Raw genomic sequence first — 25,903 nt, forward strand, 5'->3', positions numbered from 1 at the left:
GGGGCTTCGATGAACTGAAGCCTTTCGCTGCCTGATTCTGCGTAACCTCTTGTTTAGCAAGGAGTTTTCAGTTTCGACTGCGCCGGAAGTGGGGCGAATTATAGACAGATATAATTCGCCGTCAACACTTAATTTCTCTTTCCTATCAAACTCTTGAGACTGGCCAAAAAACACCAAGCGCACTGACTCCAATCTCCCTCTATATAGAGAGGATGGTTCAGATAACCCCCGCTTCCCTTAAAGCCGCGACACTAGCCGGCATCAATCCCAGAACGTCTTGCAACACCTTGAAGGTATGCTCCCCCAATAAAGGAGGCGCACTCCGGTACTCCACTGGAGTCTTGGACAACCGGATCGGGCTGGCAACCTGAGGCACAGTCCCCGCCAAACCATGAGGTAGCGTGATCGCCAATCCACGCGCCTTGACCTGAGCATCGGCGAACACCTGTGCCAAATCATTGATCGGCCCACACGGCACGCCCACTTGCTCCAGCCGTGACACCCACTCAGCGGTCGTCTTGAAGACCGTAGCCTGACGAATCAACGGAATCAGCTCGGCACGGTTAGCCACTCGCGCCTTATTACTTGCAAAGCGCGGATCATCAGCCCACCACAGCTGGCCAGCCACTTCAGCGAATTTACGAAACTGGCCGTCGTTACCCACGGTCAGGATAAAGTCGCCATCAGCCGTGGGGAAATCCTGATAAGGCACGATGTTTGGGTGCGCATTACCAAGACGCTTTGGTGACACTCCGGTCGCCAGGTAATTCATGGCCTGGTTAGCCAGACATGCCACCTGTACATCCAGCAGCGCCATGTCGATATGCTGCCCGCCACCGTCATGGTCCCGATGAGCCAGCGCAGCCAGGATCGCTACCGTTGAGTAAAGCCCGGTCAGGATGTCAGTCAACGCCACGCCAACCTTCACCGGCCCGGCTCCCTCATCACCCTCAGGCCGACCGGTCAGGCTCATAAGCCCGCCCAACCCCTGAATCATGAAGTCGTAGCCTGGCCGCGTCGCATAAGGCCCCGTCTGACCAAAGCCTGTTATCGAGCAATAGATCAGTTCCGGATTGATCTCCTTGAGAGACTCATAATCCAGCCCATACGCTGCCAGCCCGCCCACTTTGAAATTCTCGATCAGGATGTCGGACTTGGCCGCCAGGTCGCGCACCAGCTTTTGCCCCTCCGGCCGCGTGAAGTCGATGGTCACCGACTCCTTGTTACGATTCGCCGACAGATAATACGCCGCCTCACTGGTGTTCTCGCCGTCAGCATCCTTAAGGAAAGGAGGCCCCCACGCACGCGTATCATCACCAACACCTGGCCGCTCGACCTTGATCACTTCTGCCCCAAGGTCCGCAAGAATCTGCCCGGACCAAGGCCCCGCCAGTACTCGCGATAAGTCCAGCACCCGCAGATGCGAAAGCGCGCCCATGCCGTGCTCCTATTAATAAAAGGCCTGAAGACCCGTCTGCGCACGCCCCAGGATCAAGGCATGTACGTCATGAGTACCTTCATAGGTATTCACCACCTCCAGGTTGACCAAGTGGCGCGCCACCCCGAACTCATCGGAGATACCGTTGCCACCCAGCATGTCTCGCGCCATACGCGCAATGTCCAGGGACTTGCCACATGAGTTGCGCTTCATGATCGAAGTGATCTCGACCGCCGCCGTACCTTCATCCTTCATACGCCCCAGACGCAGGCAGCCTTGCAGGGCGAGCGTGATCTCGGTTTGCATATCGGCGAGCTTCTTCTGGATCAGCTGAGTTGCCGCCAATGGGCGGCCGAACTGCTGACGATCGAGGGTGTATTGACGCGCGGTATGCCAGCAGAATTCAGCCGCCCCCAACGCCCCCCAGGAAATACCGTAGCGTGCAGAGTTAAGACAGGTGAAAGGCCCTTTCAAACCTCGCACATCCGGGAAGATGTTCTCTTCCGGCACAAACACGTTGTCCATGACGATTTCGCCAGTGATGGACGCACGCAACCCAACCTTGCCGTGAATCGCCGGAGCGCTCAGACCTTTCCAGCCTTTCTCCAGGACAAAACCACGGATATCACCGGCATCGTCCTTGCCCCACACCACAAAAACATCGGCAATGGGGCTATTGGTGATCCACATTTTGGCGCCCGTCAGGCTGTAGCCGCCATCCACCTTGCGCGCACGGGTGATCATCGCACCCGGGTCAGACCCATGATTGGGCTCGGTCAGACCAAAACAGCCAATCCATTCACCAGAGGCTAATTTCGGCAGATATTTCTGCTTCTGCGCTTCGGTACCAAATTCGTTAATCGGCACCATGACGAGTGACGACTGCACACTCATCATCGAGCGATAGCCGGAGTCGACACGTTCCACTTCACGCGCAATCAACCCATAGCTGACGTAGTTCAAGCCACTGCCACCGTACTGCTCAGGGATCATCGCGCCCAGCAGACCTGTCTCTCCCATCTCGCGGAAGATCGCAGGGTCGGTTTTTTCATGACGGAAAGCTTCGAGCACACGCGGCGCCAGCTTGTCCTGAGCAAATTGCTCAGCGCTGTCACGCACCATGCGCTCTTCTTCAGTGAGCTGTTGATCCAACAGCAGTGGATCGATCCAGTTGAAGCTTGCCTTGCCAGCCATGAATGAGTCCTCGTGGAAAATCAGAAGTCGTGGATGGAGCCTAGGCCGGGCAGGCGCAGAGGGCAAACGAGGTTTCCGCATAGGGTTGTGCTAATTTCTCACTTCGAAATGACCAAAAACGTCGCCCACGCGTTTAAGAAGTGAGTACAACGTACATGCGCAGAAAAATTCCCAGCACCACTGCCCTCGTCAGTTTTGAAGCTGCGGCCCGCCACGAGAGCTTTACCAAGGCAGCGCATGAGCTTTCCATCACCCAGGGCGCCATCTGTCGCCAGATCGCAAGCCTTGAAGAGTTTTTAAGTGTCGAGCTGTTTCGGCGCTCTCGGCGAGGGGTAAAACTGACGGAAGCGGGGCTGTCCTATAGCCGTCGCGTCGCGATGCAATTGGATGCCGTGGAGCGCGACACCTTGTCTGTCATGGGGCAGCAGGGCGCCAACGTCATCGAATTGGCCGTGGTCCCCACTTTCGGCACCCAATGGCTGATCCCCCGGCTCAAAGACTTTCAACGCCAGCACCCGGAGGTCACGGTCAACCTTACCAACCGCACGCGTCCCTTCCTGTTTGCTGATACCGAGTTCGACGCCGCGATTTACTTTGGCGATGCCGATTGGTCAGGCACCGAATCCCATCGACTGATGGGAGAAAACCCGGTTCCCGTGTGCAGCCCGCGCTTACTGGGCTCCCGTGATCACTTCAGCCCTCAGGAGATCGCAGAACTGCCGCTGCTGCAGCAAACCACTCGACCCTACGCCTGGCGCCAATGGTTTAACGCTCAGCACCTGAATATACCTCGCGACATGACGGGCCCGCGTTACGAGCTATTCTCGATGTTGTCCCAGGCAGCCATGCATGACATGGGTATCGCTCTGATTCCGCCTTTCCTCATCCAGCGCGAGCTGGACGAGAGCCAACTGGTGATTGCCAGCCCGGAAGCACTGAGCAGCTCGAAGGCCTACTACCTGATGATTCCTGAGAGAAAAGTCGAATCTGCATCACTTCACGCATTCAGGGACTGGTTAATCGATCAATCAAACCGCTACAGCCCCTGTAACTAAGGGCCATAGAGAAATTACTGACCTTGTAGTCAAATATTAAAAATAACTACAGATATACGTATATGTCGCATTCAAGCAGACTGTACCGATTAATCAAAAATAGGCTTCAAAGTCATAATCCACATGGCTTACAGCGACTATTACCGGCCAATACGCGACCATTCACAGCAACGATGCAAAATGACTCTATAAATCCCTGAAGGCCTATAAACACCTGTATTTAAAGAGGTTATTTCATGGCATTGCGACAATCAGTCACAGGGTGACTTGTAGTTAATTTTTCGTCACCCGTCATAATCCCTTGAAGGCCGTAAAGTTCGCCTGCAAAATGCCGCGCCCCGCTGTCATTTCAGCGGGATCGTGCTGATCGGCCGCCCCAGATGCACCACTCACGGCGCACTGGCCTTTTTACAAAAAGATCAAAAGCAAAAAGATCATGCAGGAGATTTGACGTGCACATTGGTGTTCCTCTCGAAACCCAGACCGGTGAAACGCGGGTGGCTGCCACCCCGGAAACCATCAAGAAGCTGATCGGCCAGGGCCATAAGGTCACTGTACAAAGCGGAGCAGGCGTCAAAGCCAGCATCGTCGACAGTGCCTATGAAACGGCAGGTGCAACCATTGGCAGCGCCAACGATGCGTTTGGTGCCGAACTGATTCTCAAGGTGGTTGCCCCCAGCGACAGCGAACTGGCGCTGATCAAAAGCGGCACCGTGTTGGTGGGCATGCTCAATCCGTTCAGCAACGAAACCATCGCCAAGCTGGCCGAACGCGGCATTACCGCATTTGCACTCGAGGCTGCTCCGCGTACTTCCCGGGCTCAGAGCCTGGATGTGTTGTCCTCCCAGGCCAACATTGCCGGCTATAAAGCCGTGTTGCTCGCCGCTCATCACTACCCGCGCTTCATGCCCATGCTGATGACCGCCGCAGGTACCGTGAAGGCTGCCCGCGTGCTGATACTGGGTGCTGGCGTTGCCGGCCTACAGGCTATCGCGACGGCGAAACGTCTGGGTGCGGTGATCGAAGCGTCCGACGTGCGCCCGGCCGTGAAAGAACAGATCGAATCCCTCGGCGCCAAGTTCGTCGACGTGCCGTACGAAACCGATGAAGAGCGCGAATGCGCCGTCGGTGTAGGCGGCTATGCGCGTCCGATGCCGAGCAGTTGGATGCAACGACAGGCTCTGGCTGTGCATGAACGCGCCAAACAGGCCGACATCGTCATCACCACCGCTTTGATTCCGGGCCGTAAAGCCCCCACTCTGCTGAGCGCCGAAACCGTTGCACAAATGAAACCCGGCTCGGTGGTCATCGACCTCGCCGCAGCCCAGGGTGGCAACTGCCCGCTGACCGTCGCCGACCAGGTGGTGGTAGAGAACGGCGTGATTATTTGCGGCCCAACCAACCTCGCCGGCGCCGTCTCCGCCGACGCTTCCGCTTTGTATGCGCGCAACCTGCTGGACTTCCTGAAGCTGGTCTTCACCAAGGAAGGACAGTTTGAAATCAACCTCGAAGACGACATCGTCGCCGCGTGCCTTATGTGCCGCGACGGCCAAGTCATCCGCAAAAACGCCTAAGCAGGGATTCAGACGATGGAAGAGCTTATCTCCCCCGGTATCTACAACCTGATCATCTTTGTGCTGGCGATTTATGTCGGTTATCACGTGGTCTGGAACGTAACCCCCGCGCTGCACACGCCACTGATGGCGGTGACCAACGCGATCTCTGCCATTGTGATTGTTGGCGCCATGCTGGCCGCGGCACTCACCGTCACGCCCTTGGGCAAGACCATGGGAACCCTGGCCGTGGCGCTCGCAGCAGTCAACGTGTTCGGTGGATTTCTGGTGACCCGCAGGATGCTTGAGATGTTCAAGAAGAAAGCCCCGAAAGTAAAAGAAGAGGCGCCTAAGTAATGAGCATGAATCTCGTCACGACGCTCTACTTGATCGCGTCGATCTGCTTCATCCAGGCTCTCAAGGGCCTGTCGCACCCAACCACCTCGCGACGCGGCAACCTGTTCGGCATGCTTGGCATGGCACTGGCAGTGCTGACCACTGTGGGCCTCATCTATAAGCTTGGCGCTGAGCTGGCCACTGCGGGTATTGGCTACGTGATTGTTGGCTTGCTGATTGGTGGCACCGCCGGGTCGATCATGGCCAAACGCGTTGAAATGACCAAGATGCCGGAGCTGGTCGCCTTCATGCACAGCATGATCGGTCTGGCTGCGGTGTTCATCGCCATTGCCGCCGTGGTCGAGCCGCAATCCCTGGGTATCGTCAAACATCTGGGCGACTCGATCCCTGCCGGCAATCGCCTGGAGCTGTTCCTCGGTGCAGCCATCGGTGCGATTACCTTCTCTGGCTCGGTGATCGCGTTCGGCAAACTGTCGGGCAAGTACAAGTTCCGCCTGTTCCAGGGCGCACCCGTACAGTTCGGTGGCCAGCACAAGCTCAACCTAGTACTAGGCCTCGCGACGCTGGGTCTGGGCCTGGCATTCATGTTCACGGGCAACCTCACAGCGTTCGCGCTGATGCTGGCCCTGGCGTTCGTGCTCGGCGTGCTGATCATCATCCCGATTGGCGGCGCGGATATGCCGGTGGTCGTGTCGATGCTCAACAGCTACTCAGGCTGGGCGGCGGCGGGTATCGGCTTTTCCCTGAACAACTCGATGCTTATCATCGCCGGCTCCCTGGTGGGCTCCAGCGGTGCGATCCTGTCGTACATCATGTGCAAAGCGATGAACCGCTCCTTCTTTAATGTACTGCTGGGCGGTTTCGGCAATACTTCGGACGCAGCGGCGGCGACTGGTTCCAAGGAAGCGCGCCCAGTGAAGTCCGGCTCGGCCGACGACGCGACGTTCCTGCTGACCAACGCCGACACCGTGATCATCGTTCCGGGCTACGGCCTGGCGGTGGCTCGGGCACAACACGCGCTCAAGGAACTGACCGAGAAGCTGACCCACCATGGCGTAACCGTGAAGTACGCGATCCACCCCGTGGCCGGTCGGATGCCAGGGCACATGAACGTGCTGCTCGCCGAAGCTGAAGTGCCTTACGACCAGGTGTTCGAGATGGAAGACATCAACTCCGAATTCGGCCAGGCCGATGTGGTGTTGGTGTTGGGTGCCAACGATGTGGTCAACCCGGCCGCCAAGAACGATCCGAACTCGCCGATTGCCGGCATGCCGATCCTCGAAGCGTTCAAGGCCAAGACGATCATCGTCAACAAACGTTCGATGGCCAGCGGTTATGCCGGCCTGGATAACGAGTTGTTCTACCTGGATAAGACCATGATGGTCTTCGGCGACGCCAAGAAGGTCATCGAAGATATGGTCAAGGCCGTCGAATAACACTGCGCCAGCGCAATACCCAAAACCCCGGCCTCCGGTAGGCTGGGGTTTTTTATTGGTGTGATGAAACCCGACCAAAGGCTCTAAATCGCCGCCCGGCATTCGACCATGGTAGCGGGCCGAATTTTTTCGAAATCACTAAACTGCGCACCTTGCTTCCGTAGCCTGAGATAACCATTCATGTACCGTGATCGTATCCGCTTGCCTTCGCTGTTGAATAAGGTCATGAGCCCGGCAGATGCCGCCGCACTGATCGAAGACGGCATGACCGTCGGCATGAGCGGCTTCACCCGTGCCGGTGAAGCCAAGGCCGTACCCCATGCCCTGGCGGAACGCGCCAAGACCTCGCCACTGAAAATCACCCTGATGACCGGCGCCAGCCTGGGCAACGACCTCGACAAACAATTGACCGAAGCCGGCGTGCTGTCCCGCCGCATGCCATTCCAGGTCGACAGCACCCTGCGCCGCGCGATCAACGCAGGCGAAGTCATGTTTATCGACCAACATTTGTCGGAAACTGTCGAGCAACTGCGCAACAACCAGCTCAAGTTGCCGGACATCGCCGTGATCGAAGCCGTTGCGATCACCGAACAAGGACATATCGTACCCACCACGTCCGTGGGTAACTCGGCCAGCTTTGCAATTTTCGCCAAGCAGGTCATCGTCGAGATCAACCTGGCGCACAACCCGAACCTGGAAGGGCTGCACGACATCTATATCCCGACCTACCGGCCGACGCGCACGCCGATCCCGCTGGTCAAAGTCGACGACCGCATCGGCAGCACTGCGATTCCGATCCCACCGGAGAAAATCGTCGCCATCGTGATCACCAACCAGGCAGACTCCGCCTCAACCGTGACTCCGCCCGACAGCGACACTCAAGGCATCGCCAATCACCTGATCAACTTCCTCAAGCAGGAAGTGGACGCTGGGCGCATGACCAACAAACTCGGCCCTCTGCAGGCCGGCATCGGCAATATTGCCAACGCCGTGATGTGCGGCCTGATCGAGTCACCGTTCGAAGAACTGACCATGTACTCGGAAGTGTTGCAGGATTCGACCTTCGACCTGATCGACGCCGGCAAGCTGAGTTTTGCATCCGGCAGTTCGATCACACTGTCGGAACGACGCAACGCCGATGTGTTCGGCAACCTGGAACACTATAAAGACAAGCTGGTATTACGCCCGCAAGAGATCTCCAACCACCCCGAAGTGGTGCGCCGCCTGGGCATTATCGGTATCAATACCGCGCTGGAATTCGACATTTACGGCAACGTCAACTCCACCCACGTCTGCGGCACGCGGATGATGAACGGTATCGGCGGTTCCGGGGATTTCGCACGCAACGCACACCTGGCGATCTTCGTAACCAAGTCGATCGCCAAGGGCGGCGCGATTTCCAGCGTGGTACCGATGGTCAGCCATGTGGACCATACCGAACATGATGTCGACATCCTGGTGACGGAAGTCGGCCTGGCCGACCTGCGTGGCCTGGCGCCGCGGGAGCGGGCCCGCGTCATCATCGACAACTGTGTGCATCCAGCCTACCGCGATGCGCTGAACAGTTACTTCGACGTGGCCTGCGCCGTCGGCGGGCATACTCCGCACATCCTGCGCGAAGCACTGAGTTGGCACATCAACCTGGAGGAAACCGGGCATATGCTCAAGGCTTGATCGATACAGACCTGGGCTGATGCAAACACAGTTTCATCAGCCCGGCATGTCCACAAGCACATCTTTAATAAACTGTACTACTGTACCGTTCTTTTCCTACCGAATTATCCTACCTCCTCTACCGAAAATGCCTATTTCGCACTATTTCAGGGCAGACAGGTACAGTTGCCCCATTTCCGTACAGTACAGCACCTATAAACAGTTAACTGGCCTCTCACAATACAGGTGAACTGTATCTACAGAGTCTTGCGCAGGAGGAGGATCATTGGCATCAGTTAAACCACTACCTAATCCCGCCACAAGCGGAAGGATGTCATCATGGAACGTACACTCAGTTCCGAACTGTTCTTCGAAGAAAAAGCTGTAAACACCCAGGCTTCCCTGCCTCTGCGCGTTCTTGCCAACCTGATGTTGTGGCAGCGCCGCATCTCCAGCCGCCATCAACTGGCTCGTCTGGATTCGCGTCTGCTGGCTGACGCCGGTATCAGCGAAGCTCAACGCTACGAAGAGCTGAGCAAGCCGTTCTGGCGCTAATTGGCGCCCGCTGGCCCTGACCCGCCGGGTCCACCGCCAGCACCCTGATTTGTAAAGCAAAGCCCGCCCCGGGAAACCGGAGGCGGGCTTTGTTATTTCCGGGCCTTTGCTGGCCGGTCTGAGGCGGATTGGTACAGTTTCACTAAAATAAAAATTGACCAGTACAGTTAAATCGCACACTTCCGAACGGACAGACGACGGCTTAATATCCACCCACCACGTGGCGAACTTTGTAGAACAGGCGTCTGATGCCCAATAGCACCCATGTCCGTTTCACAGTGGCCGCTCTGCGCCGCCTTATTTGTTTATCTACAGGAGTTATCCCATGTCCCGTCTACGCCTGCTGAGTGCTGCTGCCTTGTTGGCCCTCGCTGCCAACGCCAATGCAAGCAGCCTCATCGTGACCACCGACTCGATCGTCGGCGCGCTCAAAGCCACTTCCGACGCCAGCTCCGATGCGACCTCCTCCCTGCGTGACCACAAGGTGGTACAAGCCGCCCGTGACGATGCTGCCAGCTTCGTCGCCAGTGAAGGCGCCATCCGTGGCGTGAAACTGGAGAGCGCTCTGGCCCATATCCGCCAACAAGCGCCACAGTTGAATGCGGCGACTGATGCTCAGTTGGCCCAGGCGATCCTGGCGATCTGATAACAGATGAAATCCCGGCAGCGCGAGCCGCTGCCGGGCACCTCGGCGCTGGCTCTCGCCCGGGCATTGCGCTAGCCTTGGCGCTCGCTTTCAGTTGTCGAGACCCATGGCTTTTTCATACCGCCTGTTGTTTGTTCCTGTTTTGATCTGCGCTTGCTGGCCACCACTGGCTTCAGCCTTTGATGTGTCCACCCAGAGCACCGTCATAAGTGCCTATGCCACCAGCAAGGTGACATCAGCGCCCTTTGACAGAAAAAGGTTACTGGCCGCCCAGGACGACGCTGCCGTATTTATAGCCACAGACGGCCAATGGCGGGGCGCACGACTGGAATCCGCACTGGATTACCTGCGCCGCACCCGGCCAAAACTTAACGCCAGCGACCTTGAACTGGCGCAAGCAATTCTCGTCCAATAATCATCTTTGTATTCTGGAGTTATTTCATGCGTAGCCCGCTGATCGCCGCCGCTCTCGGCCTGCTGTTGTTGGCCGATGTTGCCCACGCACAAACCCTGAAGGCCACCAGCAACATCATCGTACGTGCGTCGGCCCGCACCATTGATTTCACCTCGGACACCACCACCTCCATCCGCGACTCCAAGATCGTGCGTGAAGCTCACGATGACGCCGCCAGCTTCGTCGCCTCCAATGGCGAAATCCGCGGTGCACAGCTGGAAGCCGCGTTCGATACCCTGCGAACCCGCGTGCCGGAAGCCCGCGATGCCAGTGACCAGACTCTCGCCGAAGCCATCCTCGCACTGTGAGGCGCGTCGCCGCCTGGCTATTGGCCGGGGCTGTACTGTTCTGTGCAGGCGCCGCCCAGGCCAGCCTGCAACTGCGGCTCATAACCGATGGTTTGAGCCCGGCCGAACAGCAGGCCAGCCAGGCGTTGCTCGATGAAGCGATGCGCTCCTTGCCGCCGCGCTTTATCGAGCAGTTGGACCGGCGCATCGATGTCGGCTGGACCGACAAAATGCCTGAAAACGCCTACGGCCAAGCTTCTCTGGTGTCCGAACTGGACCTTAACCGGAACCTGCTCGCCAGCCTGACCGATGGCAGCGCCGCCACCCAGAAAACCAATCGCCCCCACGGCACCGTGCGTCGCGAAATGCTCGCCACCGTGCTGCATGAACTGACCCACATCTATGACCGCGCACGTCTCTGGTCCAAAGATGACCGTGCACTGATCAATAGGTGCAGTCGCCAAAACAGCATCACCGGCCTGATCGGCCTGCCCGACCAGTGCCGTGGCCAGCATGACCGCCGCTTTACACTCAGCGACGACCCACGCCTGCTGGACCTTGCCGGCTGGCCGCAATACGTCGGCCGCCGTGGCGAGCGAGAACAGCACAACCATCAAGTTGCCCGCAGCCCGGATATCTACGAAACCACCAGCCCGCTGGAGTTCGTGGCGGTCAACATGGAGTATTTTCTCCTCGACCCCAGCTACGCCTGCCGCCGACCCGCGCTGTTCCGCTACTACAAGGAACACTTCGGCTGGGCGCCACCTGCGCAGGACACCTGCGCCAAGACCTACGCGTTCCTGAACGCCGGCAACGACTTCGCCAAGACGCCGCTGGGCCAGATCGACCCCGAGCGCGTCTACGAAATCGACTACCTGCTGGCCGAAGCCAACCAGAACCTGGTGAGCCGCTGGGGCCACAGCATGTTGCGCCTGGTGATCTGCGCTCCCGGTCGCCCGCGCGGCCCGGACTGCCGCCTGGACCTGGACCAGCACTTGGTACTGTCCTATCGCGCCTTCGTCGGTGACGTGCAACTGTCGAGCTGGGACGGCCTGATCGGCAAATACCCGTCGCGCTTGTTCGTACTGCCCCTGGCCCAAGTGATCGATGAATACACCAAAACCGAGCTGCGCGGTCTTGCCTCGGTGCCACTGAAGCTCAACCGCCAGGAAATCAACGACACCGTCGAGCACGCTGCCGAAATGCACTGGAGCTACGATGGCAACTATTTCTTCATTTCCAACAATTGCGCAGTGGAAAGCCTGAAGCTGTTGCGCAGCGGCAGCGCCAATCCGCAGTTGACCGGCCTGGACAACATCACCCCCAACGGCTTGCTGGAAGTGCTCAGCGCCCGCGGCCTGGCCGATACCAGCGTACTCAACGACAAGCGCGAGGCGCTGCGCCTGGGTTATCACTTCGACTCGTTCCGCGAGCGCTACCAGGCCATGTTCGATGTGTTGCGCAAGCGTCTGCCGATCAAGCAGACCCAAGTCGAAGACTGGCTGTCCCTCGATGCGGCCGAACGACGCCAGTGGTTCAGCCAGGCCGACTTGCGCACCAGCGCCGCGCTGCTATTGCTGGAACAAGCCAGCTATCGCAGACAACTGATGCTGGCCCAGGACGAGGTCAAGCAACGCTATCTCAACGCCCGCGAGCTGAAAAATGGCGGTATGGAAAAAGCCAACAACACCCTGCAGCAAATCCTCGCCAACAGTGGCTTCCTCAGCCGCCCGGCTGAACTGCTGGACAGCGGTGGCTACGGCCTGCCGCAACCGTCGGAAGCCAAACGCCTGGAATCGGAAAGCGCCGAGCGCCAGAAGCAACTGCAATCGTTGACCGGCGATCTGGATAAAGAGGTGAGGGCGCTGCTGGATCCTTCCCGCGCCAACGAGATTGCCGCCTGCGAAGCCAACCTCAAGCAGATGGGCGAACATCTGCGCAAGCTGCACAAGGCCGCCGGTGGCCTCGAACTTCCCTGAAACCTCTTACATTCTGATCTGCATAAACTTCAAGACCGTGTGTCATTCCCCTACCCAACGAAAGCTGGCTGAAAGCTTACGCGTCTAGGATCGCCCCACTGTCGGCAACAGACCGACTGTTAACAACAACAATGGTGATTCCCGATGTCCGTCCGTACCCGCCTGTTCAGCCCGACTCCCCCGTACGCCTCGTGCTTTTCGTTCTGCGCTGACCCCACCCGGTTCGCCATTCCCTAGCCGCGCTACGCCTGGAGTTTTCCCTATGCTGACTTTCCTTGGCTTTGCCATGGTCATCACGTTCATGTTCCTGATCATGACCAAGCGCCTGTCCGCGCTGATCGCCTTGATCATCGTGCCGATCCTGTTCGCCCTGTTTGGGGGCTTCGCACCGGAGATAGGCCCAATGATGCTCGCGGGCATCACCAAGCTCGCGCCGACCGGCGTGATGCTGATGTTCGCCATTCTCTACTTTGCCCTGATGATCGACTCCGGCCTGTTCGACCCGGCCGTGCGCAAGATCCTCAAGATGGTCAAGGGCGACCCACTGAAAGTCTCGGTCGGCACCGCCGTACTGGCCCTGGTGGTGTCCCTGGACGGTGACGGCGCCACCACTTACATGATCTGCGTGGCCGCCATGCTGCCGCTGTACCAGCGCATTGGCATGAGCCCGCGAATCATGGCCGGCCTGATCATCCTCGCGGGTGGCGTGATGAACATGACCCCTTGGGGTGGCCCGACTGCGCGCGCCGCCAGTGCGCTGCATGTGGACCCATCGGACATATTTGTACCGATGATCCCGGCCATGGCCGCCGGTGTGGTAGCGATCCTGGTGATTGCCTACCTGTACGGCAAGCGTGAGCGTGCCCGCCTGGGTGAACTGCACCTGCAGGGCGACGAGATCGACCACAGCGAGATCAGCGTCTCGCAATACCCGGACGCTCGTCGTCCAAAGCTGATCTGGTTCAACGGCGCGCTGACCTTCGCCCTGATGTGCACCCTGATCGCCGGCCTGTTGCCGCTTCCGGTGCTGTTCATGGTGGCGTTCAGTATCGCCATGATCGTCAACTACCCGTGCCTGCAACAGCAAAAGGACCGCGTCGCGGCCCACGCAGGAAGTGTGCTGGCAGTTGTCGGACTGATCTTCGCCGCCGGCATCTTCACCGGCATCCTGTCGGGCACAGGCATGGTCGACGCCATGTCCAAGAGCCTGCTGGCAGTCATCCCGGATGCACTGGGTCCGTACCTGGCCGTGATCACCGCATTGGTGAGCATGCCGTTTACCTTCTTCATGTCCAACGATGCGTTCTACTACGGCGTACTGCCGGTACTCGCCGAAGCCGCCAGCCACTACGGCATCACCGCCGTGGAAATGGCCCGGGCCTCCATTGTCGGCCAACCCGTACATTTGCTGAGCCCGCTGGTACCCTCGACCTATCTGCTGGTGGCCCTGGCCGGCATCGAGTTTGGCGATCACCAGCGCTTCACCCTCAAGTGGGCAGTGCTGGTATGCCTGTGCATAATGTTCGCCGCTTTACTGATGGGGATTTTCCCGCTGTTCAGCACTCTATAACCGTGACACCCCCGCCGCGCGGCGCTGCAGCTGGCGCGGTTTAACACTCGCTCAAAGGAATACACATGGAATGGCTGACCAATCCGGAGATCTGGATTGCCTTCTTCACCCTGACGGCCCTCGAGATCGTCCTGGGCATCGATAACATCATCATGATTTCGATCCTGGTCAGCCGCATGCCCAAGCATATGCAGGCGCGCACCCGAATCTTCGGCCTGGCCCTGGCCATGGTCACGCGAATCCTGTTGCTGCTGTCGATCACCTGGGTGATGCAACTCACCGCCGATCTGTTCGTGGTGTTTGGTCAAGGCATTTCCGGTCGCGACCTGATCCTGTTCTTCGGTGGTTTGTTCCTGCTGTGGAAAAGCTCCCAGGAGATGTACCACGCGCTGGAAGGTGAGGACGAAGCCCACGACGAGCCAAAGGGCGGCGGTGGCAAGTTCATCTACACCATCATCCAGATCGCGATCATTGACATCGTGTTCTCCCTGGACTCGGTGATCACCGCTGTCGGCATGGTGTCCCATGTGCCGGTCATGGTTGCTGCAATCATCGTGGCCGTACTGGTAATGATGATGGCTGCCGGCACCATCAGCGACTTCATCGACAAGCACCCGTCGCTGAAGATGCTGGCGTTGTCGTTCCTGCTGGTGGTGGGTACGGTGCTGATCGCCGAATCCTTCGACGTGCACGTGCCAAAAGGCTACGTCTACTTCGCCATGGCGTTCTCGCTGGCGGTTGAAGCGATCAACATCAAGATGCGCACCGCCATCGCGAAAAAGAAGAAACAGCAGGATCCGGTGAAACTGCGCAAGGACATCCCGGGTCAATAAATCTGTAGGAATGAGCTAGCTCGCGAAGAACGCCAACGATAACGCGTGTCATCTGATAAACGCGGTGTCCTTGAATTTTTCGCGAGCAGCTCGCTCCTGGAGATGACAGTTTTGTTTCAATCCTCACTTCAGCTATGCGATGCTGGCGCAGAACCCATTCGCCAACTACAGCTTAACTACAAGACGTAGAACGGCACGCGGCAACTTTCCTTCGCCCCGGTTGGGGCGCACCCACACGGGGGGCCGAGCATGCTGACCTTGCTCAATCTGCTTTCCGCCGTGACCCTGCTGATCTGGGGCACGCACATCGTCCGTACCGGCATCTTGCGGGTCTACGGTTCCAACTTGCGCCAAGTCATCGGGCAGAACATGTCCAAACGCTGGCTGGCATTTGTCGCCGGTATCCTGGTGACGGCCATGGTGCAGAGCAGTAACGCCACGGCCATGCTGGTGACGTCGTTCGTCGGCCAGGGCCTGATGGGGTTGACGCCCGCCCTGGCAACCATGCTTGGTGCCGACGTCGGTACTGCGTTGATGGCGCGGGTACTGACTTTCGATTTGTCCTGGCTTTCGCCGCTGCTGATTTTTCTCGGGGTGATTTTCTTCCTGTCGCGCAAACAGACACGGGCGGGGCAGATGGGCCGCGTCGGCATCGGCCTGGGCCTGATCATTCTGGCACTGCAATTGATCGTCGAAGCCGCCGGGCCGATTACCCATGCCCAGGGCGTCAAAGTCATCTTTGCCTCGCTGACCGGCGATATCTTGCTCGATGCCTTGGTCGGCGCCCTGTTCGCGATGATTTCCTACTCCAGCCTGGCCGCGGTGCTGCTGACCGCCACCCTGGCCGGTGCCGGCGTGATCGGCTTGCATGTGGCCATCGGTCTGGTGATCGGCGCCAACATCGGCAGCGGCGTGCTGGCCTTCCTCAGTACCAATATGCAGAACGCCGCCGGGCGCCAGGTGGCCCTGGGCAGCCTGCTGTACAAACTGATCGGCCTGTTGCTGATCATTCCGATACTCGACCCCCTCGTACGCTGGATGGACGGTTTGGACTACAGCGCCCAGGGCATGGTCATCACGTTCCACCTGCTCTACAACGTCAGCCGCTGCCTGATCCTGTTGCCCAGCATCGGCCCGATGGCCCGTCTTTGCGCCTGGTTGCTGCCGGAACAACCGGAGACCAATGGCAAGGCCAAGCCGCGCCACCTGGACCCGGCCTCCCTCGCCACACCCAGCCTGGCCCTGGCCAACGCCGCCCGAGAGACCTTGCGCCTGGGCGACCTGATCGACAACATGCTCACCGCAATGCAAGAAGTGCTGCGCGGCAAACAGACCGCCATCACTCAGGAAATGCGCAGCCTCAGCGATGACGTCGAAGCGCTCTACAGCGCGATCAAGCTGTACCTCGCCCAAATGCCCCGTGAAGACCTCAGTGAACAGGACAGCCGTCGCTGGGCCGAGATCATCGAATTGTCGATCAACTTGAAACTGGCCGGCGACCTGATCGAACGCATGTTGCGCAAAGTCCAGCAGCAGAAAACCTCCCAACGCCGACAGTTCTCCGAGGTGGGCCTGGAAGAATTGACCGACCTGCACGGCCAGTTGATCGCCAACCTGCGCCTGGGCCTGTCGGTGTTCCTCAGCGGCGACCCGGAAAGTGCCCGGCAGTTGCTGCGTGAGAAGCGCCGCTTTCGCGCCCAGGAACGGCGTTTGGCTCACGCTCATGTCAGCCGCCTGCAACGCAAAATCGTACAAAGCCTGGAGACCAGCTCCCTGCACCTGGAACTGATTGCCGACATGAAACGCCTCAACTCGTTGTTTTGCAGCAGCGCTTATGTAGTGTTGGAAACCTCTGACACTGGTGCACTCTCCGCCGAAGAAATTGCCGACATAACCCATTCGCCCTGAACGTACGATGGCCCGTGAAGTCAGTTAACAGTGGACCTCACCCGCCGGGAAGCTTGTTATGCGTCGCCTGTTATTCGCCTGCCTGCTCATGGGTTCGGCATACACCTTTGCCTTTGACCGCCTGCACGTCGAGGGCTACACCCTGCCCAACGGCCTGCAAGTGCTGCTCAAACCGGGCACCGAGCGCGGGCATGTGGCCATCCGCCTGGTGGTGGGCGTCGGCCTGGATGATTTCAGTTGTGAAGACAAAGAGCTGCCGCACCTGCTCGAACACTTGCTCTTCAGCGGTATCGACGGTGCAGGCGAGGGCGACCTCGAAGACCGTATGCAAGCCCTCGGCGGCGAGTGGAACGCCTATACCAGCAACGCCGACACCACCTTTGTTATGGAGGCTCCGGCACAAAACCAGCGCAAGGTGCTGGACCTGCTGCTGGCGATCCTCACCCGCACCCAATTGACCGACGCACACATCAATGCCGCCAAACAGGTAGTGGAACGCGAAGACGGCGGTCATTATTCGCACCTGCAACGCCTGCTCGACCGCCAGGACCTCGGCCACAGCGCCAGCAATCAACTGGCTGTCGAACTGGGGCTCAAGTGCGCCGAGCGGGCTCAGGTCAACCACCTGACACGCGATCAGCTGGAGAAACTGCGCAAAGATTGGTACGCGCCCAACAATATGACTCTGATCATCGTAGGCGAGCTCGACAAGTTGCTCCCGGCTTATCTGGAACGCACCTATGGGCAACTTGACCCGGTGGAGCCGAGCGAGCATCGGCCACTGCCGGAAATCCAGCATGCCGCCGCCAGCCAGCGTGATTTGATCCATGGCTGGGTCGGTGACGGCGCCAAGTTGCACTGGCTGTTCCCGGAGCCGGTGCTGGACGATCAGCATGATGAAACCTACGACCTGCTCAAGGACTATCTCGACTGGGCGTTATACCGCCAATTACGCCTCAAGCACGGTTTGTCCTACGGCCCATGGAGTGAGCGCGAAGTGCTCGGCAGCGTAGGTTTTCTGAGCATGAATGCCGACCTTGAGCGGGACAACCTCGGCAAAGCCGAACAGGTGCTGCAAGACCTCAAGGCGCAATTGCTAAAGGACGGTCTCGACCCCGCCACCTTCAATCGCCTGCAACAAGCCGCCATCGCGCGCCAAGCCTGGGCCGTGCAAGGCAACAGCGCATTGGCTGACTATTACTGGAGCGCATCGGGTGACTACGCCGATGGCCACTTCAGCGACCCGGTCAAACGCATCAAGGCGGTTAACCTTGAGCAGGCCAACCAGGCCATGCGTCAAGTGCTCAACCAGCCGGGCTACTGGCGCATCGAAAAACCCCTATTGAGCTATGACGCCCTGACGTGGATCGGTGCCGGCGTGCTCGGGCTGATTGCCATGTTGTTGATCGGCCTTCGGCGTTATCGCACACGAGTCGCGCAATGAAGCACCGGACACATGGCTAAGACGTTATTCTGTCTCGGATATTTCCTACTTCAACTGTGAATCGCCCATGCCAAACCTGCCACCCCTTATCCAGCGCATTCTCGAACTGATCAAGCGCTATCCTGGGGTGATCGCACTCGGCGGCTTTATCTCGGGCGTATGCAGCTTCATCCTGGTGGATCGCCAGCAGGGCATGGCCAGTTGGATCGCGGTGATCATGCTGGTGAGCTGGTTGTGGCTGATGCTGGAGAACAGCTTTAACCAGTTGTTTGCCAAGGTCTTCAACCGGGAAATCCCCGAACCCCTGCTGCGTTACGCCACCCAGATGATCCACCAGGAAAGTCTGTTTTTTGTGTTGCCGTTTTTCTTCATCACCACCACATGGAACAGCGGCCAATTGATCTTCACCGGTTTGCTCGGCGCGGCGGCGCTGGTGTCAATCACCGACCCGCTGTACTACAAGTGGCTGGCCCCCAAGCGTTCGCTGTTCCTCGCGCTGCACACTTTGACCCTGTTCGCTGCGCTGCTCACTGCGCTACCGATCATCCTGCACCTGACCACCGCCGAGAGTTACAAATTGGCCCTGGGTGTAGCCATGCTGCTGTCGATCCCAAGCCTGGCCGCCAGCTTGCCGCTGCGCAGCGCCAAAGGCTGGGCGATGCTGCTGGGGGTGACGGCAGCCATTGGTTGCGCCGGCTGGTTCCTGCGCACCTGGGTGCCGCCGGCCACGCTGTGGATGACTGAAGTGGCGATCAGCACCCAATTGCAAGACCGCACGCCGGGCGATGACCTCAAGGAAGTCAGCGCCGCCCAACTGCGCAGCGACGGGCTGTACGCCTACACCGCGATCAACGCGCCGCGAGGGCTGGATGAGCGGATCTACCACGTGTGGAAATTCAACGGCAAAGAGGTCGACCGCATTGCCCTGGATATCCATGGCGGGCGCAAGGAAGGCTATCGCGCCTGGACCCACAAGCAGAATTTCCCGGCAGATGCGGTGGGCCGCTGGCAGGTACGCGTGCTGACCGAAGACGGACAAGTCATCGGCGTGTTGCGTTTCAAAGTCACTGACACCGCACAAACGGACAACCCAAAGTAGGGTGGATCGTGCTATTACGTAGGAATTGTGGATAACCAAACAAGCTCGGAGCTTATGACCACCAGTACGACGGCCGGCACAGCCCACCTCGATACGTCCACCACTCCGCCGTTACTCAGGGTCACGGGGGACTGGACGCTTGCCCACTACACAGACCTGAAAAAGTTGTCGAACACGCTCGACGGTCAATACGACGCCGGTGCCCGCATCGACCTCAATGGTCTCGGCGCCCTGGATACCGCCGGCGCATCGCTGCTGGTGGAACTGTTGGGCCCGGACCGGATCGGGCAATCCGCCGAGCAGGCCGATTGCAGCCTGTCCGCCGCCGACCGCGCCTTGCTCAGGACCGTCTACCACTCCTTGAATGATTTCTGCGTGCCGATCAAAGAACCGGAAGAGGCCGCCGGCATTCAAGTGCTGGCGCGCATCGGTCGTGCGGTCGACACGGTGTGGCAGGACGCCATGAAATTGCTGGGCTTTATCGGCCTGATCCTCGAAACCTTCGCCCGTGGCATTTTTCGACCCAAACGCTGGCGCGTGACGCCCATGGTCGCGCATATCGAACAAACCGGCCTCGACGCGGCGCCTATCGTGGCCTTGCTGACTTTTCTGGTGGGGGCTGTGGTGGCGTTCCTCGGGGCCACTGTGCTCAAAAGTTTCGGCGCGACGGTGTTTACCGTGGACCTGGTGGCATTCTCATTTCTGCGCGAATTCGGCGTATTGCTCACCGCGATCCTGATCGCCGGCCGCACCGCCAGTGCCTTCACCGCGCAAATCGGCTCGATGAAGGCCAACGAAGAAATCGACGCCATCCGCACCCTGGGCCTGGACCCGATGGAGCTGCTGGTACTGCCTCGTGTATTGGCGCTATTAGTGGCACTGCCGATGCTGACCTTCCTGGCGATGCTCTCGGGGATCGTCGGCGGCGGCGTCGTGTGTGCGGTGGCGCTGGATATTTCGCCGGCGATGTTTCTCTCTCTGCTGCAATCGGATATCGGTGTTCAGCACTTTTTGGTGGGCATGGTGAAGGCACCGATCTTCGCCTTCCTGATCGCGGCCATCGGCTGCCTGGAAGGTTTCAAGGTCAGTGGCAGCGCCGAGTCGGTCGGCGCCCACACCACCTCCAGCGTGGTGCAATCGATTTTTGTGGTGATCGTGCTGGATGCGGTCGCGGCGATGTTCTTCATGGAGATGGGGTGGTGAGTCGTCTACACCGTGCGCCCACCGAGGCGGTGATTGAAGTGCGGGGTCTGTGCAACCGCTTTGGCAGCCAGAGCGTGCACGAGAACCTCGACCTGGATTTGTATAAGGGCGAGATCCTCGCAGTGGTCGGTGGCTCCGGCAGCGGCAAGTCGGTGCTGTTGCGCAGCATCGTCGGCTTGCGCCGGCCCAACGAAGGCGAGGTGCGCGTATTCGGCAAAAACCTGCCGAACCTGTCGGAACATGAACGCTCGCTGGTGGAACGGCGCTTTGGTGTGCTGTTCCAGAAGGGGGCGCTATTTTCGTCGCTGACCGTCACCGAAAATGTCGCCCTGCCATTGATCGAACACGCAGGCCTCAGCCGCGCCGACGCCGAGCATCTGGCGGCGGTCAAACTGGCGTTGGCCGGGCTGCCGTTGTCGGCGGCCGACAAGTACCCGGCCTCACTGTCAGGCGGCATGATCAAGCGCGCGGCCCTGGCCCGGGCACTGGCGCTGGACCCCGACATCCTGTTTCTCGACGAACCCACCGCCGGCCTCGACCCGATCGGCGCGGCGCAATTCGATCAATTGATCCTGACCTTGCGCGATGCACTGGGGCTGAGCGTGTTTCTGGTCACTCACGATCTCGACACGCTGTACACCATCACCGACCGCGTGGCGGTGCTGGCCCAGAAGAAAGTGCTGGTGGCGGACGCCATCGATATCGTCTCGGAAACGGACGACGCCTGGATTCACGAATATTTCCACGGCCCCCGTGGCCGCGCGGCATTGGATGCCGCTCAATCGCTCAACGAGGTATGACATGGAAACCCGAGCCCATCATGTGATGATCGGTCTGTTCAGCGTAATCGTGGTGGTCGGCGCGATGCTGTTTGGCCTGTGGCTGGCCAAGTCCAGCGTCGACAGCGCCTTTCAGGATTACGAGGTGGTGTTCAACGAGGCGGTCAGCGGGCTGTCCCAAGGCAGCTCGGTGCAGTACAGCGGGATCAAGGTGGGTGACGTCACCAGCCTGCGCCTGGACCCCAAAGACCCACGCCGCGTCCTCGCGCGCATCCGCCTGGCCGGGCAGACGCCGATCAAGGAAGACACCCAGGCCAAGCTGGCCCTGACCGGCATCACCGGCACCTCGATCATCCAGCTCAGTGGCGGCACACCGCAAAGCCCGGAACTCAAGGGCAAGGACGGTAACCTGCCGGAAATCATCGCCTCGCCATCACCCATCGCGCGCCTGTTGAACAACAGCAACGATCTGATGACCAGCGTTAACCTGTTGCTGCACAACGCCAACCGCGTGTTCTCCCGCGAAAACGTCGAGCGCCTGAGCAACACCCTGGACAACTTGCAGCAAACCACCGGTGCCATCGCCGACCAGCGTGGCGATATCAAGGTAGTGATGCAGCAATTGCTGCAGGTGAGCAAACAGGCCGGCGCCGCGCTGGAGCAAACCACCACGCTGATGCGCAACGCCAATGGCATGCTCAATGAGCAAGGCAAGCAAGCCTTCGGCAGCGCCGAGCAGGCGATGAAATCCCTTGAACAAAGCACCGCGACCATCAACACCTTGCTGACCAACAATAAAGACTCGGTGAACAGCGGCATGCAGGGCCTCAACGAACTGGCGCCGGCTGTGCGTGAACTGCGCGAAACCCTGGGTTCGCTGCGCGCCATCTCCCGTCGCCTGGAAGCCAACCCCAGTGGTTACTTGCTGGGCAGCGACAAGAACAAGGAGTTCACGCCATGAAGCGTGCTTACCAAATGATCGTCCCTCTGGCCCTGGCGCTGGTCAGCGCGTGCTCGATCCTGCCCAAGCCCGACCCTTCGGACGTGTACCGCCTGGCGTCGGCCCAGACGGCGACCCAAGGTGCAGCGGTCAGTTGGTCGCTGCGTGTGTCCAAACCGCAAACCAGCGAATTTCTCGACAGCCCACGCATTGCCGTAGTGCCCAATGGCAACCTGATCAGCAGCTATGCCAACTCACGCTGGAGCGACCCATCGCCAGTGTTGCTGCGCAATCGCTTCATGGACGGTTTCCAGCGCGATGGGCGGGTGACGCTGCTGAGTACCGACGAGACCAACTTGCAAGCCGACTATGAGCTGGGCGGACAGCTGCAGGCGTTTCAGAGTGAATACCGCGGCAATACGGTAGAGGTGGTGATCCGCCTGGATGCGCGGCTGGTGCGTGGGAGTGATCAACGGATTATTGCCAGCCGGCGATTTGAGGTGCATCAGCCGGTGAGTGATACCAAGGTGCCTGCGGTGGTTACCGCGTTTGGGCTCGCGGGGGACCAGTTGAACAGGCAAATGGTGGATTGGGTCGTGGCGCAGGGCAATGCAGCGTCGAAACGCTGAGCGCCTTATCGGGAGCAAGCCGCCTCCCACAGTTGACCGCATTCATCCTGAAAAAACGCGATCAACTGTGGGAAGGGCTTGCTCCCAATAGCTATCTAGGCCTCAACCGAAGAACCAGTAGCACACCGAAATAGCCGCCACTACACCGGCAAATTCTGCCAGCAGCGCACACCCCACCGCATGCCTGGCGCGCTGAATCCCCACCGAGCCGAAGTACACCGCCAACACATAAAAGGTGGTTTCCGTACTGCCCTGAATCGTCGCGGCCACCAGTGCCGGGAAGCTGTCCACGCCCTTGGTCTGCATGGTCTCGATCAATAGCGCCCGCGCTGCGCTGCCTGAGAACGGCTTGACCATCGCGGTCGGCAAGGCATCGACAAAGCGCGTGTCCATGCCCGTCCAGGCCACCACATGACGAATGCCTTCCAGGCCGAAGTCCAACGCTCCGGAGGCGCGCAACACGCCAACGGCGCAGAGCATCGCCACCAAGTACGGCAGCAGGTTCTTGGCGACATCAAAGCCTTCTTTGGCACCTTCGACAAACGCTTCGTACACCTTGACCTTGCGCAACGCGCCGATCACCAGGAACAGCATGATCAGGCCAAACAGCGTCAGGTTGCCGAGGATCGAAGACAAGCCCGCCAACGCCGTGGCCGACAACGTCGCCAGCAACGCCATGAAGCCACCCAACACCAAGGCGCCGGGAACCAGGTAGGCCAGCACCACCGGGTCCCACAGGCGCAAGCGCTGCATGACCGCCACCGACAGCAGGCCGACGAGGGTCGAGGCGCTGGTGGCCAGCAGGATCGGCAGGAACACCAGCGTCGGGTCCGCCGCGCCTTGCTGGGCGCGGTACATGAAGATGGTCACCGGTAGCAGCGTCAGCGACGAGGCGTTGAGCACCAGGAACAGGATCTGCGCGTTGCTCGCGGTGTTGGGGATGGGGTTGAGTTCTTGCAGCGCCTTCATCGCCTTGAGGCCAATCGGCGTGGCGGCGTTGTCCAGGCCCAGGCCGTTGGCGGCGAAGTTGAGGGTAATCAAGCCAATGGCCGGGTGGCCGGCGGGCACCTCGGGCATCAGGCGGCGGAACAGCGGGCCGAGAGCCTTGGCCAACCAGTCGACGATGCCGGCTTTTTCGGCGATGCGCAAAAAGCCCAGCCACAGCGTCAAGGTGCCGAACAGCAGCACCATCACTTCCACCGACAGTTTGGCCATGGCGAAAATGCTTTCCACCATCGCTGCGAAAATCCCGGCGTTACCGCCGACCAGCCATTGCGCCAGTGCCGACACCATTGCTACGACAAAGAAGCCAAGCCACAGGCCATTGAGCATCAGTTGAATCCCCCGAAAGATGGGGCGAATGATAGCGGGGCTGACAGAAACGACAAACCCCGGATTTCCCGGGGTTTGTTTTAGATGATATTGCTATCAGCTACGGCTGGTCTCGCCGACCGCCAGTGTTTCCTTGCTGCGCCAGTGCGGCAGGGAGTTCCAGTAGCGCTCGCCCTTGGCGTCGTCGTACATGCCTTCCCAGCGGGAGATGACCAATACGGCCAAGGCGTTACCGATGACGTTGAGTGCGGTACGCGCCATGTCCATCACACGGTCGACACCGGCGATGAACGCCAGGCCTTCCAGCGGGATACCCACGCTGCCCAAGGTGGCCAGCAGCACGACGAAGGACACACCCGGCACGCCGGCGATACCTTTAGAGGTGACCATCAGGGTCAGCACCAGCATCAGTTGCTGGCCGATCGACAGGTCGATGCCGTAGAGCTGGGCGATAAAGATCGCCGCGATGCTCTGGTACAGCGTCGAACCGTCAAGGTTGAACGAGTAACCGGTCGGCACCACAAAGCTGCAGATCGCCTTCGGCGCGCCGTAGGCTTCCATTTTTTCGATCACACGCGGCAACACGGTTTCGGAGCTGGCGGTGGAGTAGGCCAGAACCAGCTCATCCTTGAAAATACGGATCAGTTTGAGGATCGAGAAGCCAAACAGGCGGGCGATCAGGCCCAGCACCGCAAAGGCGAAGAAGAGGATAGCGACGTAAACCAATATCACCAGCTTGGCCAGCGGCAGCAGGGAAGCAAAGCCGAAGTTGGCGACGGTCACCGCGATCAGTGCAAAGACGCCAATCGGGGCGTACTTCATGATCATGTGGGTGACTTTGAACATGCTCTCGGACACGCCCTGGAACATCGTCACCAGCGGCTCGCGCAGCTCAGGCTTGAGGCTCGACAAGCCCAGGCCGAACAGCACCGAGAAGAAGATGATCGGTAGCATTTCGCCACGAGCCACGGCGGCAAAGATGTTCGATGGGATCAGGTTGAGGATGGTTTCGATGAACGCATGCTCATGCTGCACTTCAGCAGCGGTGGCGGTGTACTTGGAGATATCGACGGTACCCAGGGTACTCATGTCGATGCCTGCGCCAGGGTGGAACAGATTGGCCAACAGCAGGCCGACCACGATGGCAATGGTGGTAACAACTTCGAAGTAAAGAATGGTTTTGACACCAATCCGGCCGAGCTTTTTCGCGTCACCGACACCGGCAATGCCGACGATCAGCGAAGAAATCACAATCGGGATCACGATCATCTTGATCAGGCGGATAAAGATATCGCCCGCCGGCTGCAACACATTGCTGATCCACCAGGCTTTCTCAGCACTGAAATGGTTGAGCACTGCACCGATTGCGATCCCCAGCACCAAACCGATGAGGATCTGCCAGGCGAGGCTTAGCTTTGCCTTCTTCATGTCATTACCCTTACTTCAAGTGGACTTACAGGCGAATGCGCCAGCTGGAACGCTCGAGAGCGAAAAAGTGTGTGCATCAGCCTCCATGGAAGGTCACCGCAGCTTGGCCGAAATGGCTTACTGGCAGGCGA

23 protein-coding genes are annotated in these 25,903 nt (G+C 59.3%); 19 read left to right on the top strand and 4 right to left on the bottom strand.

The window, feature by feature from the left end:
- Window positions 1-217: 217 nt before the first annotated feature.
- Together EXW71_RS12500 and EXW71_RS12505 are read right to left on the bottom strand one after the other, a co-directional pair.
- On the bottom strand, window positions 218-1,438 hold the full coding sequence (locus EXW71_RS12500; RefSeq protein WP_134661054.1) for a CaiB/BaiF CoA-transferase family protein: 1,221 nt from the start codon (window positions 1,436-1,438) through the stop codon (window positions 218-220).
- A gap of 12 nt (window positions 1,439-1,450) precedes the next feature.
- On the bottom strand, window positions 1,451-2,632 hold the full coding sequence (locus EXW71_RS12505; RefSeq protein ID WP_003187423.1) for an acyl-CoA dehydrogenase: 1,182 nt from the start codon (window positions 2,630-2,632) through the stop codon (window positions 1,451-1,453).
- Window positions 2,633-2,787: 155 nt separating this feature from the next.
- On the opposite strand from EXW71_RS12505, the gene EXW71_RS12510 reads away from it, so the two are divergent.
- The 19 genes from EXW71_RS12510 to EXW71_RS12600 all read left to right on the top strand — a co-directional run bounded on the left by EXW71_RS12510 (window position 2,788) and on the right by EXW71_RS12600 (window position 23,012).
- Complete coding sequence (locus EXW71_RS12510; RefSeq protein WP_123716755.1) at window positions 2,788-3,687, top strand: LysR family transcriptional regulator; 900 nt, start codon at window positions 2,788-2,790, stop codon at window positions 3,685-3,687.
- A gap of 452 nt (window positions 3,688-4,139) precedes the next feature.
- Entirely contained in the window at window positions 4,140-5,261 is a 1,122-nt protein-coding gene (locus EXW71_RS12515; RefSeq protein WP_123716754.1) for a Re/Si-specific NAD(P)(+) transhydrogenase subunit alpha, read from the top strand.
- A gap of 15 nt (window positions 5,262-5,276) precedes the next feature.
- Window positions 5,277-5,597, top strand: a complete 321-nt coding sequence (locus EXW71_RS12520) for an NAD(P) transhydrogenase subunit alpha (protein ID WP_003187417.1) — start codon at window positions 5,277-5,279, stop codon at window positions 5,595-5,597.
- Window positions 5,597-7,033 carry an NAD(P)(+) transhydrogenase (Re/Si-specific) subunit beta gene (locus tag EXW71_RS12525; protein ID WP_123716752.1) on the top strand — a complete coding sequence of 479 codons (1,437 nt, stop codon included), beginning with the start codon at window positions 5,597-5,599 and terminating at the stop codon, window positions 7,031-7,033. The genes EXW71_RS12520 and EXW71_RS12525 overlap by 1 nt, the downstream gene beginning before the upstream one ends.
- A 180-nt stretch (window positions 7,034-7,213) precedes the next feature.
- Entirely contained in the window at window positions 7,214-8,707 is a 1,494-nt protein-coding gene (locus EXW71_RS12530; RefSeq protein ID WP_134661055.1) for an acetyl-CoA hydrolase/transferase family protein, read from the top strand.
- A gap of 318 nt (window positions 8,708-9,025) precedes the next feature.
- Window positions 9,026-9,241 carry a DUF1127 domain-containing protein gene (locus EXW71_RS12535; RefSeq protein ID WP_003187413.1) on the top strand — a complete coding sequence of 72 codons (216 nt, stop codon included), beginning with the start codon at window positions 9,026-9,028 and terminating at the stop codon, window positions 9,239-9,241.
- Window positions 9,242-9,566: 325 nt separating this feature from the next.
- The gene (locus EXW71_RS12540) at window positions 9,567-9,887 is read left to right on the top strand and encodes a DUF2388 domain-containing protein (protein ID WP_123716749.1); all 321 of its coding nucleotides are present in this window, start codon (window positions 9,567-9,569) and stop codon (window positions 9,885-9,887) included.
- Between the two features lie 106 nt (window positions 9,888-9,993).
- The gene (locus EXW71_RS12545) at window positions 9,994-10,302 is read left to right on the top strand and encodes a DUF2388 domain-containing protein (protein WP_123716748.1); all 309 of its coding nucleotides are present in this window, start codon (window positions 9,994-9,996) and stop codon (window positions 10,300-10,302) included.
- Between the two features lie 26 nt (window positions 10,303-10,328).
- Entirely contained in the window at window positions 10,329-10,649 is a 321-nt protein-coding gene (locus EXW71_RS12550) for a DUF2388 domain-containing protein (RefSeq protein WP_060756468.1), read from the top strand.
- On the top strand, window positions 10,646-12,607 hold the full coding sequence (locus tag EXW71_RS12555; protein WP_134661056.1) for a DUF4105 domain-containing protein: 1,962 nt from the start codon (window positions 10,646-10,648) through the stop codon (window positions 12,605-12,607). Before EXW71_RS12550 ends, EXW71_RS12555 begins: the two co-directional genes overlap by 4 nt.
- 262 nt (window positions 12,608-12,869) lie before the next feature.
- On the top strand, window positions 12,870-14,177 hold the full coding sequence (locus EXW71_RS12560) for a CitMHS family transporter (RefSeq protein ID WP_060756470.1): 1,308 nt from the start codon (window positions 12,870-12,872) through the stop codon (window positions 14,175-14,177).
- 65 nt (window positions 14,178-14,242) lie between these two features.
- Window positions 14,243-15,010: a TerC family protein gene (locus tag EXW71_RS12565; RefSeq protein ID WP_134661057.1), complete on the top strand. Its 768-nt coding sequence runs from the start codon at window positions 14,243-14,245 to the stop codon at window positions 15,008-15,010.
- A 249-nt stretch (window positions 15,011-15,259) separates the two neighbouring features.
- On the top strand, window positions 15,260-16,918 hold the full coding sequence (locus tag EXW71_RS12570) for a Na/Pi cotransporter family protein (RefSeq protein WP_134661058.1): 1,659 nt from the start codon (window positions 15,260-15,262) through the stop codon (window positions 16,916-16,918).
- Window positions 16,919-16,976: 58 nt separating this feature from the next.
- A complete protein-coding gene (locus tag EXW71_RS12575; protein ID WP_134661059.1) occupies window positions 16,977-18,362 on the top strand; it encodes a pitrilysin family protein in 1,386 nt (461 codons plus the stop codon).
- 67 nt (window positions 18,363-18,429) lie between these two features.
- Window positions 18,430-19,461, top strand: a complete 1,032-nt coding sequence (locus EXW71_RS12580) for a DUF5924 family protein (RefSeq protein WP_134661060.1) — start codon at window positions 18,430-18,432, stop codon at window positions 19,459-19,461.
- A 54-nt stretch (window positions 19,462-19,515) separates the two neighbouring features.
- A complete protein-coding gene (locus EXW71_RS12585) occupies window positions 19,516-20,664 on the top strand; it encodes an ABC transporter permease (RefSeq protein WP_134661061.1) in 1,149 nt (382 codons plus the stop codon).
- The gene (locus tag EXW71_RS12590) at window positions 20,661-21,464 is read left to right on the top strand and encodes an ABC transporter ATP-binding protein (RefSeq protein ID WP_060756476.1); all 804 of its coding nucleotides are present in this window, start codon (window positions 20,661-20,663) and stop codon (window positions 21,462-21,464) included. The genes EXW71_RS12585 and EXW71_RS12590 overlap by 4 nt, the downstream gene beginning before the upstream one ends.
- 1 nt (window position 21,465) lies before the next feature.
- Entirely contained in the window at window positions 21,466-22,404 is a 939-nt protein-coding gene (locus tag EXW71_RS12595) for an MlaD family protein (protein ID WP_134661062.1), read from the top strand.
- On the top strand, window positions 22,401-23,012 hold the full coding sequence (locus EXW71_RS12600; protein ID WP_134661063.1) for an ABC-type transport auxiliary lipoprotein family protein: 612 nt from the start codon (window positions 22,401-22,403) through the stop codon (window positions 23,010-23,012). Before EXW71_RS12595 ends, EXW71_RS12600 begins: the two co-directional genes overlap by 4 nt.
- 102 nt (window positions 23,013-23,114) lie before the next feature.
- On the opposite strand, the gene EXW71_RS12605 is transcribed toward EXW71_RS12600, so the two are convergent.
- Complete coding sequence (locus EXW71_RS12605; protein ID WP_123716740.1) at window positions 23,115-24,344, bottom strand: nucleoside recognition domain-containing protein; 1,230 nt, start codon at window positions 24,342-24,344, stop codon at window positions 23,115-23,117.
- Between the two features lie 96 nt (window positions 24,345-24,440).
- Complete coding sequence (gene gltP, locus EXW71_RS12610; protein ID WP_123716739.1) at window positions 24,441-25,772, bottom strand: glutamate/aspartate:proton symporter GltP; 1,332 nt, start codon at window positions 25,770-25,772, stop codon at window positions 24,441-24,443.
- Between the last annotated feature and the right edge of the window lie 131 nt (window positions 25,773-25,903).

Source organism: Pseudomonas sp. BCA17, assembly GCF_004519405.1.
GTDB lineage: Bacteria > Pseudomonadota > Gammaproteobacteria > Pseudomonadales > Pseudomonadaceae > Aquipseudomonas.